Origin of the sequence: Actinomadura sp. NPDC048394 (genome assembly GCF_040651755.1) — a bacterium.
GTDB classification, from domain to species: Bacteria; Actinomycetota; Actinomycetes; order Streptosporangiales; family Streptosporangiaceae; genus Spirillospora; species Spirillospora montaniterrae.
The window spans coordinates 21,655-35,005 of record NZ_JBEZJL010000024.1 but is presented as its reverse complement, the minus strand read 5'-3'; the positions used below and the strand labels follow the sequence as shown (position 1 = coordinate 35,005).

Below are 13,351 nucleotides of genomic sequence, written 5' to 3'. Positions count from 1 at the left end.
CGCCGTGCCGCCGGGCGGGCCCGTCCGCGTTCCCGTCCTTTTATTTTCACTTTATGCACTGTAGATTCGATCATGCGGAAGCGGCTATCGGCCGCCGTGCGGGAGAAGGGATCCGCATGCCTGACACACGACCGCTCCTCCTCGTCATCGGCCACGGGTCCGAGCTTTTTCGCGGCCATCTTCTGGAGTCCGTCGGAGTCGATTACCGGGTCCATTTGTTCTGCCGCGCCGAACCGACCTGGGAACGGCCCCACATCTGCGGCAGCACGGTCTTCGACGACGTCTTCGACGTGCCCGCGCTGATCCGGGAGGCCGTCCGGATCGCGGCCGCCGGCGAGGTGCGCGGCGTGGTCAGCTGGTCCGACGACCTGGCGGTGCCGGCCGCGTACGTCGCCGAGAGCCTGGACCTGCCGGGCGGGAAGCCGGAGATGGTCGTCGCCTGCAGCGACAAGCACCTCACGCGGTCCGCGCTGGCCGGGGCGGGCGTCCCGCAGCCGCTCTCGATCGCGGTGTCGCGGACCGACGAGGCGCTGCGCGCCGCCGAGCGGACCGGGTACCCGGCCGTGCTGAAGCCGCGCGGGCTCGCCGGCAGCATCGGGATCGTCCGGGTGGACGGCCCCGAGGAGCTCGAGTCGTGGTTCCCGTGGTCGGCCGGCGCGCGTGCGGCCGGGGCGCCGCGGTACGAGACGCCGGTGCTGGTCGAGGAGTACCTGGACGGGCCGGAGATCAGCATCGACTCGGTGGTGCACCGGGGCCGGGTGCAGCCGATCTACCTGGCCCGCAAGGTCGTCGGCTACGCGCCGTTCTTCGCCGAGCTCGGGCATTTCGTGGACGGCGCCGACCCGCTGCTCGCCGATCTGCGCGTCATGCAGGTCCTGCAGGCCGCGCATTCGGCGCTCGGCTTCACCGAGGGCGTCACGTTCACCGAGATGCGGCTGACGCGGCGCGGTCCCAAGGTCATCGAGCTGAACGGGCGGCTGGGCGGCGACCTGCTGTCGCTGCTCGGCCGGTACGCGACCGGGATCGACCCGGGGCTGGTGTCGGCGGCCGCGGCGTGCGGGCTGCCGCCCGTCCTCGCCCCGGACCGGAAGCTCACGGCCGGGATCCGGTTCTTCCACCCCGAGCGCGACGACACGACGATCCGGGCGATCCGGTTCGACGAGGACCGGCTGCCGCCCGAGGTGGTGCGCGCCGTGACGCTCGCCGAGCCGGGCGAGACGGTGTCCCCGCCGTCCCGCGACATCCGGTACGGGCGGATCGCCTACGCCGTCGCCGTGTCCGGATCGATCGAGGAGTGCGGGCGGGTCCTGGACGAGGCGGAGCGCCTCCTGCACGTGGAGACCGGCGCGTGACGCCGACGTTCGGGCTGTACCTGCCGCAGGTCGGGCGGAGCTTCGCGCAGCTGGCGACGCTCGCGGAGGCCGCGGAGGATCTCGGCTTCGAGGCCGTCTGGTTCATGGACCACCTGGCGCTGCCGGGGGTGCCCGGCGGGGCGCTGGAGGGCTGGACGGTCGCGACGGCGATCGCGGCCCGGACCAGCGCCGTCCGCGTGGGGCACCTGGTGCTGTGCGAGTCGTTCCGGAACCCGGTGCTGCTCGGCCGCATGGCGGTGACGCTCGACCAGATCAGCGGCGGGCGGCTCAACCTCGGGCTCGGCTGGGGCTCCTCGCCGTCCGAGCTGACCGGCCTGGGCTTCACCGCGGACCCGCCCCGCGTGCGGCGGGCCCGGCTGGCCGAGCTGCTGGACGTCCTCGGCCTCGTCGTCAGCGGACGGCCCGTCGACCACGCCGGCGAGTTCTTCACCGTGCGGGACCCGCAGGGCGGCCCGGCCGCCGTCCAGACCCGGATCCCGCTGACCATCGGCGGCGTCGGCGAGGGGACGCTGGCGCTGGCGCGCGAGCGGGCGGACTGGTGGAACTGCTGGGCGCCCGACACCGCGCGGCTGGGCGAGCTGATCCCCCGGACGGGCAGGGCGCGGGTGTCGGCGAACTACGAGATCGCCTTCTCGCACCGCGCCGACGTCCCCGGCTTCGTCCTGACGGGGCCCCCGCGGGAGCTGGCGCGGCGGCTGTGCGCCGACCGCGACCTCGGCGTGCGGCACTTCGTCGTCCAGATGGTCGATCCGGCGGGCGGCGTCCGGGACCTGCGCCGCTTCATGAAGGAGGTCGCGCCCGCCGTCACCGGCGGCTGACCGCCCGCGCCCCCGCCGTGCGGCCGCCGGCTACGCCTTGCGGTTGTCGACCCACCGCGTCCTGCTGGAGCCGGGGGTGATGCCGGCGAACGCGGGGCTCTTCGCCACGCCGGCGGGCAGGGACGCGGGGTCCACGCCCGCGCTGACGCCGTCCCGCTCGGGGCCGACCCGTTCGGCGTGCCGCGCGAGCGCCTCCAGGTCGAACCCGAAGACGCGGGCGGCGTTGCCGGCCAGCATCAGCTCGACCTCGTCCTCGGGCACCCCGGCGTACGCCAGCCGGATGGCGGCCTCGCTGTAGGGGTAGGTCGCCTCGGTGTGCGGGTAGTCGCTCCCCCACATGATCCGGGACACGCCGATCGAGGTCCGGATCGCGGTCTCGGACGGGTGCATGAAGCTGGCCCCGGCGTAGCACTGGCGCCGCCAGTACTCGCTCGGCCGCAGCGACAGGTTCCGGGCCACGGTCGCGCCGTGGCTGAGGTCTCCGCTGCCGGACGCGGTGCGCATGGAGTCGACGAAGCCGTCCATCGCGCGGAGCGCGTTCGGGATCCAGCCGAGCCCCTCCTCGGTGAAGACGACGGTCAGCTCGGGGTGGCGCTCCAGCACGCCGCCGAGGATGAGGTGCCGCAGGGTCCGCTGGTCCCACCAGCGCAGCTCCAGCATGAACAGCACGTGGTCCTCGGGACGGTCGCCCGCGCGGGGCGCGGCGCTGCCGCTGTGCACGTTGACCGGCAGCCCGGCCTCGACGCAGGCGCGCCAGATCGGGTCGTAGTACTCGTGGTAGTACAGCGGCGGCAGGCCGGACCCGGGCGGGGTGCCGGGCAGCAGCAGCCCGCCGCGCAGGCCGGCCGCGGCGGCGCGCTCGATCTCGGCGACGGCCTCGCCGACGTCGTGGAGCATCACCTGGAAGACCCCGGCGCGGCGGCCCGGCGCCGCGGCGCAGAAGCCGGCCAGCCAGCGGTTGTGGGCGCGCAGGCCCGCCCAGCGGCGGCGCAGGTCCGCGGCGCTCTCGGCGGCCCGCTGGCTGCCGAGCGAGGACGCGGAGAAGAACGGCGGGATCGTGTTGGGGAACAGGACCTCGGCGACGGTCCCGTCCTGCTCCAGCTCGCGCAGGCGCCGGTCGGAGTCCCAGTTGCGGGTCCCGTCCTCGCCCTTGAGGTCCTCGTAGGGCACCTCGTAGGAGGCCGCCCAGGCGTCGAACTCCTCCCGGTACGCCGGGTCGAGGTGCTCGCGGTACTCCAGGAGGTCCGCGCCGCCGTGGCAGTCCGCCGAGATCACCGTGTAGCGCGTCCGCTCGGCCATCGCGTTCCCGCTCCGTTCCGCTGCTGAGGTGGGCGACCGGGCGCGGGGACGGGCAGCCCGCCCCCGCGCCCGACCGGCTAGATCCTGGCGTAGCCGTAGCTGAGCGACGCCGCCTCGACGGGGTCGGCCGACTCCAGCCGCTCGGCGCCCTCGACGAGGGTGTCGTCCTCGTCGACGTTCCAGGACTGGTCGTTGATCGTCAGCTCGCGCATGTCTCTCCTCCTCTCGCGAAGTGGTGGGGGTTCAGCGCGGTGCGCCCGCGCCGCCTTCCTGGAACCGGTGCCCGCACTCGGCCACGACGAAGTCCATGTGCGCGCCCGTCATGCCCTCGCCGAACCCGAGGTGCAGCGTCCCGGCCCCCTCGTTGAGCTGGGAGTTCAGCTCCCAGTCCACCAGCGGGAGGAGGTTCATGTTGGTGCCGAGGCCGAGTTCGAGCGTGTGCCCGGCGTAGCCGGGGTTGGTCACGTCGATCACGGCGCCGGTGTAGTCCACGCCGCCGGCCGTCACCGAGGCGAGGACCCCGCCGGCGAGGCGCAGCTCGATCGGCGCCCGCGCGACGATCTCCTCGCGCAGCCGGGCGGCCCGGCGGATCCGCTCGTCGCCCTCCGGCCGGACGCGCGCGTCCCGGGCGACGAGCAGCCCGGACGCGACCGCCGTGCCGGCGATGTCGAAGGCGCCGCGCCAGTCGGAGGAGGACGGGGCGGTGATGGAGAACTCGCAGAAGCTCGCCACGCTGACCCACTTGCCGGGGCCGATGTGCGGGTCGAGCCACGCGTCGGCGCTGAGCCGGTCGGCGAACGAGCAGGTCAGGTCGGTGCCGTTGCCCTCGAAGACGAGCGGGCCCGGCTGCTCGGAGATGCTCCGCGCCCAGTAGCGGTTCCACTCGCACGCCGCGGTGTAGTCGGTGGCGCGGACGAGGCGGAGGGTGTACTCGGCGACCGGCAGGGACGGGTCGAAGCTGGCGATCGGGACCAGCAGCACCCGCATGCGGCGGAACAGCCTGCGCAGGTCGCGGCTGACGAGCCGCGCGCGCAGGAGCAGGACGACGTTGGCGTCGTCCGGGAGCCCGGAGGCGTCCTCGAGCGGCAGGGCCCGCATGCCCAGCCCGGCCGCGTACCGGTTCAGTTCCGCGTCGTCCGACACGACGAATATCTCGCCGTCCGGAAAGACCTGGCGCAGATTGTGCCCGGCCGCTCCGGGATCCGCCTGCGAACCGATTTCAGGAGTCACCGACATGCCCTTGATCATAGAAAGGCGGCGCCATTTCAATAATCCCCGAAACCACTACTTCCGAGAGCTGTCCCATAAATGGGACGGTGATGGTCAGTGCTGGCTCAGCGCTCCCTCCGCGCGCATCCGGCGCTCCATCCGGCCGAACAGCGCGGTGCCGCCGGCGAGGAACAGGCCCGAGGTCGCCAGCAGGGCGCACACCTCCACGGCGGGCGGGTAGAGGGAGTCCGCGCCGAGCGCGGCGCGGCGGCTCAGGTCGATCGCCCACGTGGTGGGGATGAGGTAGGAGACGGGGCGCAGCGCGTCCCAGAGGACCGCCACGGGGAACGTGACGCCGGCGAGGACGGTCACGACGTAGCCGAGGTTGTCAGTGAGCCCGACGGCCTGCCGCCACAGCAGCGACAGGGACGCGCTGAGCAGCCCCATCCCGGCCAGGCCCGGCACCAGCGCCGCGAACACCGGCAGGACCAGCACGGTCCCGGGCCCGTAGCGGGCGCCCGCCAGCAGGCTCACCAGGACCGCCATCGTCACGCCGGCCAGCAGGCTCAGCCCGGTCATGCACGTCATCAGGCCGAGGACGAGGGCGCGGCGGCTCACCGGCATGGCCCAGGTCTGCTCCAGCGTGCCGAGGCCCCGCTCCGAGGCCATGGCCTGCGCGGGCCCGGACAGGACGGTGCCGGTGACGGTCGCGCCCACGAGGCCGGCGGACAGCCAGCCACCGAAGTCGGAGGTGCCGGTGAGCTCGTCCATGCCCAGGGAGCGCCCCTTCACGAGGAACGCGGTGCCGAGGAGCAGCACGGGCAGGACGAGCTGGTACAGGGGCATGAACAGCATCGTGTTCAGCAGCGTCAGCGGGTACCGCCGCAGGACGCGCAGCTCCTTGCGCGCCACCGCCAGCAGTGCGCGCGCGTCCGGGCTCATCCCGCCGCCTCCGGGCTCATCCCGCCGCCTCCGGGCTCATCGCGCGGCCTCCGGGTTCATCGCGCCGCCTCCGGCACGAGCCTGCCGCGCACCAGCCGGACGACGGCGTCGCGCGCGGAGTCCAGGAACAGGTGGCCGCCCGCCACCAGCCGGACCTCGAAGGCGCCCCGCGTGTAGTCCGCCCAGGCGGGCAGGAGGGCGGCGGGCACGGAGGCGTCGTCGAGCCCGCCGAGGACGGTGAACGGGCAGTCCAGGGGCTCCTCGTCCGGCGGCCGGTAGTTCTCGAACAGCGCGAAGTCGCCGCGCAGCTTGGGCAGGAACATGTCCAGCAGCTCGGGTTCGCGGAGCAGGAGCGAACCGGCGTCGTAGGCGCGCAGCCGCTCGGCGAACGCCGCCTTCGGCAGGCTGTGGGCGGGCGGGTCCGGATCGGGGCGGTTCGGGGGGCGACCGGCGGACGGGAACAGCCGCACCGGCGCGGGCAGCCCCCGCGCCCGCGCCCCGAAGGCGAGCGCCAGCGCGATGCTGGCGCCCATGCTGTGCCCGAACAGCGCGTACGGCGCCGCGCGGAGCGCCGGGCCGAGCTCGTCGAGCAGCTCCTCGACGAGGTCCTCCATGGAGCCGGGAAGGTCCTCCTCGAACCGGTTCTCCCTGCCGGGCAGCTGGACGGGCCAGACGTCGACGCCCGCCCCGGCGAGCTCGCGCACCCACGAGCGGTAGGCCGTCGCGCCTCCCCCGGCGCACGGCAGGCAGATGAGCCGGACCCGCGGCGCGCTCGCCGGCAGCGCGAAGCGCGTCCACCGGCCGGGCGGCGCCACCGGCTCAGGCAACGCAGACCGCCTTGAGGAAGCGGGCGAACGCGTCGGGGGTGTCCAGCTCCAGCGGCCGGTCGCCGATGGCGGTCGCGGGGACCGGCACGCAGCCGAGCGTCCGGAACTCCTCGAGCCGCCCGGCGATCTCGGCGGCGTCCCCGGCGATCGCGATCGCGTCGGCCATCGCGCGGTCGATCTCGCCGGTCGCGAGCCTGTCCCCGAACCCGGACGCCTCGAACACGTGCCGGTACGACGGCATCATCGCGTACTGGGTGATGAGGCCCTCTAGGTCGGAGTACAGGTTCGGGTGGTCGTCGGCCAGATAGACCGGGACCTCCACGAGGACGGGCAGCGTCGCGGGGTCGCGGCCGACGCGCGCGCAGGCGTCGTGGACGGCGGGCAGGACGTGCTCCTCCACGTAGCGGAGCGGGGCGAGCCACAGCAGCAGCCCGTCGGCCAGCTCCGCCGCGAGCTCGATCATCTTCGGCCGCATGCCGCCGAGCAGGATCGGGACGTCGGCGCCGTGCCCGGTCACGTTGGAGGCGTGCGCGGTGTGGTGGCGCCCGACGAAGTCGACCCGGCCCTCGCGCAGCAGGGTCCGGACGATCGTCAGGTACTCGCGCATCGCCGCGACCGGCGGGACGGGGTCGAGGCCGAGCACGAACTCGTTGATGAACGGGTGGCCCGCCCCGAGCCCGAGCGCGAACCGCCCGCCGGACAGGTCGGCCAGCGCGGAGGCGGCCTGCGCGGCCAGCACCGGATGGCGTCCGGCCACCGGGGTGACCGCGGTCCCGACGCGCATCGAGCGGGTCGCGGCGGCGCAGCCCGCGGCGACGAGCGCCGAGTCGTGGTTGTCGGGGACCTGGCTGAGCCACAGCTGCCCGGCGCCCGCCTCCTCGGCCATCCGCGCGCGGTCGGCGGTGGCGCGCAGCCCGTGCGCGCCGGGGCCGAGCAGCAGCGGGTTCGCCGCCGTCCGCAGCTCGTCCGCCGCGATGAAGGATCCCGTCATCGTCGCAACCTTTCCCGGACGCTCAGCGCGCGCCCTGCTCGTTCTCCACCAGTTCGGCCAGGGCGCGGACGGTGGGGCGGCGGAACAGCCGCGCCACCGTGACCTCCACGTCGAAGTGCTGCCGGACGCGCCAGGCGAGCTGCACGGCCATGAGCGAGTTCCCGCCGAGTTCGGCGAAGTCGTCGTCGAGGCCGATCTCGCGGATGCCGAAGGCGTCCGACCACAGGGCGGCGATCCGCTGCTGGAGGGGCGTCTCGGGCGCGGCGTAGGGGGTGTCGAGGAGCCGCTCGCCCTGGGCGGCGGTCGTGGCGACCACCGCGCCGTCGCCGAGCTCGCGTTCGAGCACGTCGCCGGTGAGGGACTCGACGCGGCGCAGGTTCGCCTCCAGGCCCTCCGGGCAGACGACGAGGTGCGGCGCGGCGCCCCACGCGCCGAGCAGCGCCCGCAGCGCGTCCATGCCGGTGGCGGGGGTGATCATCCAGTCGGCGCGGTCCGGCGCCGCCGCGGGGGCGGGCGCGCCCGCCGGGCCCCGTTCCGCCGGTGCGCCCTCGTCGCCGCCCTCGGCGAACGCCGCGGGGTCCACCCGCCGCAGCGCGTACTGCTCGATCTCCGCCAGCTCGGTGCCGTCGGGGGCCATGACGCGGATGTCGGCGGCGACGATCTCCCCCTCGGCGTCGTCGAGCTCGCGCACGTCGACGTGGAAGCGGGGCGGGAGCGGCGCCCGGACGAGGATGCGCCGGTAGCTCAGCGGGAGGTACTTGTTGCCCTTGCGGATGCCCTCGATGACGCGGGCGTTGGAGACCGCGTCGTCGAACAGGCCGGGGTGCAGCACGTACTGGCCGCACTCGGCGCGGAACTCCGCCGGCAGCGCGACGGTGCCGAGCTGCCTGCGCGCGCCGATGTCGACCCGCTCGACGCTGTACCAGTGCGGCCCGAAGTCGACGATCCCCCGGGAGCGGAAGTCCGGGGTGGGTTCGAAGCGGTGGTCGGCGCACGCGGCGCGGACCGCCTCGACGTCGTGCACGGGCGCGGGCGTGGCGGGCACCGTCCGCACCCTCGCCCGGACCCGTTCCGTCCAGGCGGCGGGGTCGTCGGCGTCGGCGGGCGCGACCGTGAAGGAGGCGTCGTGGAAGCCGTCCTGCGCGGGACGCAGCGTGATCCGCATCTCCTGGTCGGTGCGGACCTCGATGGGGCCGAGGAACACGACGTCGGTCATCTCGACGTGCTCGTCCTCGCCCGCGCCGAAGGCCGTGACGGCCGCCGCCCGGATCATCTCCAGGCATCCCGACCCGGGCATCAGCGGGATGTCGCCGACCCGGTGGTCGGTGAGCATCCAGTGCGACTCGGGGCCGAGCACCGTGGAGAACACCACGTCGTCCGACAGGTCGTGCAGGCGGCGTCCGAGCAGCGGGTGCTCGGCGGGCTCGGACCACTTGCCGCCCCGCATCTCGCGGAACACGTTCGGGGTGATGCGGGCGGCGTCCACGGCCATCCCGACGTCGCGCCAGGCGCCCCAGCTGACCGACAGGACCCGCGCCCCGGAAGCGGCGCGGCGGCGGGCGTAGGAGTCGAGGAAGTTGTTCGCGGCGCAGTAGTCCACCTGCCCGAAGTCGCCCACGACCGAGGTGATCGAGGAGTACAGGACGACGAAGTCCACGTCGTCGCCGAGGACGCGGTGCAGGGCGAGGGTCCCGGCGACCTTGGGGGCGAGGACGCGGCGGGCGGCCTCCCGGTCGCGGACGGCGAGCAGCCCGCCGCCCGCGACGCCCGCCGAGTGGAAGACGCCGTCGATGCGGCCGAACCGCTCGGCGGCCTCGGCGACCGCGGCCGCCAGCGCGTCCTCGTCGGTCACGTCGCAGGCGCGGGCCAGGACGGTCCCGCCCAGCTCCTCGATCTCCGCCAGCTCCCCGAGCAGCCGCCTGGTGGCCTCGTCCGTGCCCTCGTCGGCGAGGAGGGCGGGCCACGCGTCGGGGTCGGGCGGCGCGGTGCGGCCGAGCAGGACGAGGTTCGCGCGCGCCGTCCGGGCCAGTTCCTTGGCGGTGGTGAGGCCGATGCCGCCGAGCCCGCCGGTGATGAGGTAGGTGCCGCCTTCGCGCAGGAGGGCGGGCTTCTCCTCGGGCACTTCGACGGGGACGCCCGTGTACGACCAGGCCCAGCGCTTCAGTCCGCGCCAGGCGACCTGCCGGTCCGCGTCGTCGTCGCGCAGGCACTCGCGGAGCAGCTGGCCGGTGACGACGCCGGCCGGCTGGCGGGCGGGCGCGGCGAGGTCCACGCTGCGGCAGCTCACGTGCCGCAACTCGCGGTTCATCAGGATGGCGGGGCCGAGCAGCGTCGCCTTGCCGGGCTCGTTGGCGCCCTCGCCGGAGACGTCCTGCATGTTGGTGCTGACGGCGACGATCCGGACGGGCTCGTCCGGGAGGCGGTCCTCCAGCGCCTGCGCCAGCAGGAGCAGCGAGTAGAAGCCGAGGTCGCAGGCCCGCTCGACGGCCTCGGGGGCGAGCGGGTCGGGTTCGGCGGCGGTGGCCGTCCAGCCGTGCACGACATGGGTGGGGAACGCGCCGTCGCCGAGCGCGCCGAGCAGGGCCTCGTAGTCGTCGCGTTCGGCGGGCCGCACCGCGAACCGGTCCGTGCCGGTCTCGGCGAACCCGGGCCCGGCGGCGACGCGGACGACGCGCGCCCCCTCGGCCTCCAGCCGGTCCGCGAGATCCTCCACCGGCCCGGCGCCGGGGGTCAGCAGCAGCCACCGGGAGCCGTCCGGCACCGCCGGGACCTCGGTCCCGATCGGCCGTTCCGTCCAGACGGGCGCGTACACGGCGCGCTCGACCGGGCGGGCGCCCTCGTCGTGCTCCTCCGCGTCCTGGCCGGCGGTCCCGGCGGGGTCGGGATCCAGCCAGTACCGCCGCCGCTCGAACGGGTAGACCGGCAGCGGCACGCGGCGGCGGTCGCCGCCCGCTGCGCCGTCCCAGCCCACGGGGACGCCGGCGCTCCAGAGCCTGCCGAGGGCCTCCAGGGCGAGGACCTCGTCGTCGCCCTCGCCGAGCGGGTGCCGCATGGAGGTGGCGAGGACGGTCCGGGCGCCGGGCAGGCACTGCCGCGCCGCTCCGGTGAGGGTGCGGCCGGGGCCCGCTTCCAGCAGGACGCGGTCCGCCCCGTCGGCGAGCGTCCGGACGCAGTCGGCGAAGCGGACGGCGCTGCGCAGGTGCGCGGCCCAGTAGCCGGGATCGGTGGCCTGCTCGGCGGTGATCCAGGTGCCGGTGACGTTGGACAGGAAGGGGATGCGCGGCTCGTTCAACCGCACGCTCGCGACGCGTTCCCGGAACGGCTCGACGATCGCGTCCATCATGCCGCTGTGGAACGCGTGCGAGGTGACCAGCCGGCCGCAGCGCACGCCCCACGGTTCGAGGCGCTTCTCGAAGGCGTCCACAGCGGCGTCGGGACCGGCGACGACGGTCGCGGCGGGGCCGTTCACCGCGGCCACCTCGACGCCGCCGAGGAGCATCGGGACGACCAGGTGCTCGGGCAGCGGAACCGCGGCCATGGAGCCCGGCGGCATGCCCTGCATCAGCTCGCCCCGCGCCGCGACGACCGCGAGGGCGTCCTCGAAAGACATGACGCCCGCGAGGCAGGCGGCCGTGTACTCGCCGATGCTGTGCCCGAGCAGCGCGTCCGGCACGACCCCCCAGGAGGCGAACAGCCGCGCGACCGCGTACTCGACGGCGAAGAGGGCGGGCTGGGCGAGCCGGGTCCGCGCGAGCTCCTCGCCCGGCGCGCCTCCGTACAGCAGGTCGCGCAGGTCGGCGCCGATGAGGGGCTCCAGCACCTCGGCGCACTCGTCGATCACGGTGCGGAACACCTTCTGCGTCCGGTAGAGGCCCTCCCCCATGCCCGGGTACTGGGCGCCTTGGCCGGGGAACAGCAGCGCCACGCCGCGCCCCTCCACCGGGACGGGCCGGGTGGAGGCCGCCGCGCCGGCCAGGTCCCGCAGGGCGGCGGCGGCGTCCTGCACGGTCGCCGCCACCACGGTGCGTCGGTACGGGAACTCGCGGCGGCCGTGCTGCAGCGTCCACGCCACGTCGGCGAGGGGCGGCGGATCCGGCTCCCCGAGGTGCTCGCCGAGCCGCGCGGCCATCGCGGCGAGGGCGCCGCCCGTACGCGCCGACAGGGCGATGACCTGTGGTGATGGGCGCTCGTCGGGGACCCGCACGTCCTCCGGCGGCTCCTCCAGGACGATGTGCGCGTTGGTGCCGCCGATGCCGAACGAGCTCACCCCGGCGCGCCGCGGTCCCGTCCACGGCACCGGCTCGGTGTTGACGTAGAACGGGCTGGAGGCGAAGTCGATCGCCGGGTTCGGCTCCTGGAAGTGCAGCGTCGGCGGGATCACCCCGTGCCGGACCGCCAGGCACGCCTTGATGATCCCGGCGACGCCCGCCGCCGCGCCGAGGTGCCCCACGTTGGTCTTCACCGAGCCGAGCGCGCAGTACTGCTCGGCGGCGGCGCCCGCCGCGCGGAACGCGTCGCTGAGCGCCGTCACCTCGATCGGGTCGCCGACGAGCGTGCCGGTGCCGTGCGCCTCGACGTACCCGATCGTCTCCGGCGGCACCTGCGCGACCGCCAGCGCCTCCACGATCAGCCGGGTCTGCCCCTCGACGCCCGGGGCGGTGTACCCGGCGCGGGCGGCGCCGTCGTTGTTGATCGCGGAGCCTCGGATGACCGCGTACACGTGGTCGCCGTCGGCCCGGGCGTCCGCGAGCCGCTTCACCGCCAGCACCCCGACCCCGCTGCCGAAGATGGTCCCGGACGCGGCGGCGTCGAACGCCCGGACGTGCCCGTCCGCCGAGCCGATCCCGCCGTCGACCCGCCAGTGGCCGCGCCCGTACGGCAGGCGGACGTCCACGGCGCCGACCAGGGCCATGTCGCACTCGCCCATCTGCAGCGACTGGCAGCCGAGATGGATCGCCACCAGCGCGGTGGAGCACGCGGTCTGGACGGTGAAGCTCGGCCCCTGGAGCCCGAGCCGGTAGGAGACCGTGGTGGCCAGGTAGTCGGGCTCGGTGGCGGTCGCGACGCTCATCCCGCCGGCGGCGTCCACGGCCGCGCCGTTGCGCCGCACGTTGTCCGAGCCGTACCGGTACTCCCCCGCCCCGCCGAACACGCCGACGGTCCCGGAGTAGCGGCCGACGTCGTATCCGGCGTCCTCCAGCGCGCTGTGGCAGGTCTCCAGGAACAGCCGGCCCTGCGGGTCGCGGAGTTCGGCGTCGCGCGCGGTGTAGCCGAAGAACGCCGCGTCGAACCCGTCCATGTCGTCGATCATCGGACAGGCCTTGACATAGTCCGGGTCGTTGACGAAGCGCTCCGGAACGCCGGCGGCGCGCAGCTCGTCGTCGGTCAGGAAACGGATGGCCTCGACGCCCTTGACGAGGTTGTCCCAGTATTCGCGGACGTCGTTCGCGCCGGGAAAGCGGCACGCCATCCCGACTATCGCGACATCGTTCTCCCGAATGTCGTCGGCCATTTACGCCTCACCTTCCGTCCGGCGGGCGCGTGCCGCGCCGCGCAGTGCCCGCTGCCGCCCGCCCGGCGCGGGCCGGCGCGCTCTCCCGGCCTCGGGGGAGGCGTCGGCGCCGCCGGCCAGATGGCGGGCCAGGGCTCTGATGTTCTGGTGGCGGTAGAACGCCACGAGGGGTATCTCGCGTCCGAGTCCCGCCATGAGGTCGGCGCGCACCTCGGCGATGATCCGCGAGGTCCCGCCGAGGTCGAAGAAGTTCACCTCGACGCCGAGGCCGCGCTTTCCCAGGCGTTTCTCCCAGGCGTCCCGGACGATGCCCAGCACCGCCGACTCCACCTCGTGCACCCTCGGCGTTCCTTCCGTGGACGATGATCCCGATACCACCA

The 13,351-nt window shown here is 74.6% G+C and carries 10 protein-coding genes; 2 read left to right on the top strand and 8 right to left on the bottom strand.

Annotated features, from left to right (window positions below; translation table 11 throughout):
* The first annotated feature begins 116 nt into the window (after window positions 1-116).
* Both AB0C78_RS19120 and AB0C78_RS19115 read left to right on the top strand, forming a co-directional pair.
* The gene (locus AB0C78_RS19120) at window positions 117-1,352 is read left to right on the top strand and encodes an ATP-grasp domain-containing protein (protein ID WP_360749429.1); all 1,236 of its coding nucleotides are present in this window, start codon (window positions 117-119) and stop codon (window positions 1,350-1,352) included.
* Window positions 1,349-2,191: an LLM class flavin-dependent oxidoreductase gene (locus AB0C78_RS19115; RefSeq protein WP_360749426.1), complete on the top strand. Its 843-nt coding sequence runs from the start codon at window positions 1,349-1,351 to the stop codon at window positions 2,189-2,191. The genes AB0C78_RS19120 and AB0C78_RS19115 overlap by 4 nt, the downstream gene beginning before the upstream one ends.
* Before the next feature lie 30 nt (window positions 2,192-2,221).
* On the opposite strand, the gene AB0C78_RS19110 is transcribed toward AB0C78_RS19115, so the two are convergent.
* From AB0C78_RS19110 to AB0C78_RS19075, 8 genes are all read right to left on the bottom strand, one after another.
* Window positions 2,222-3,490 (bottom strand): amidohydrolase family protein, encoded by a 1,269-nt coding sequence (locus AB0C78_RS19110; RefSeq protein WP_360749423.1) that lies wholly within the window; start codon window positions 3,488-3,490, stop codon window positions 2,222-2,224.
* A gap of 77 nt (window positions 3,491-3,567) precedes the next feature.
* Complete coding sequence (locus tag AB0C78_RS19105; protein ID WP_264159645.1) at window positions 3,568-3,702, bottom strand: hypothetical protein; 135 nt, start codon at window positions 3,700-3,702, stop codon at window positions 3,568-3,570.
* A gap of 31 nt (window positions 3,703-3,733) precedes the next feature.
* Window positions 3,734-4,726 carry a hypothetical protein gene (locus tag AB0C78_RS19100; protein ID WP_360749420.1) on the bottom strand — a complete coding sequence of 331 codons (993 nt, stop codon included), beginning with the start codon at window positions 4,724-4,726 and terminating at the stop codon, window positions 3,734-3,736.
* Between the two features lie 87 nt (window positions 4,727-4,813).
* On the bottom strand, window positions 4,814-5,641 hold the full coding sequence (locus AB0C78_RS19095) for an ABC transporter permease (RefSeq protein WP_360749417.1): 828 nt from the start codon (window positions 5,639-5,641) through the stop codon (window positions 4,814-4,816).
* 56 nt (window positions 5,642-5,697) lie between these two features.
* Window positions 5,698-6,468, bottom strand: coding sequence for an alpha/beta fold hydrolase (locus tag AB0C78_RS19090; RefSeq protein WP_360749414.1), 771 nt, complete (start codon window positions 6,466-6,468; stop codon window positions 5,698-5,700).
* The gene (locus AB0C78_RS19085; RefSeq protein ID WP_360749411.1) at window positions 6,461-7,459 is read right to left on the bottom strand and encodes an LLM class flavin-dependent oxidoreductase; all 999 of its coding nucleotides are present in this window, start codon (window positions 7,457-7,459) and stop codon (window positions 6,461-6,463) included. The genes AB0C78_RS19090 and AB0C78_RS19085 overlap by 8 nt, the downstream gene beginning before the upstream one ends.
* Before the next feature lie 22 nt (window positions 7,460-7,481).
* Entirely contained in the window at window positions 7,482-12,971 is a 5,490-nt protein-coding gene (locus AB0C78_RS19080) for an SDR family NAD(P)-dependent oxidoreductase (RefSeq protein ID WP_360749408.1), read from the bottom strand.
* A complete protein-coding gene (locus AB0C78_RS19075; RefSeq protein ID WP_360749405.1) occupies window positions 12,972-13,310 on the bottom strand; it encodes an acyl carrier protein in 339 nt (112 codons plus the stop codon).
* Window positions 13,311-13,351: the final 41 nt, after the last annotated feature.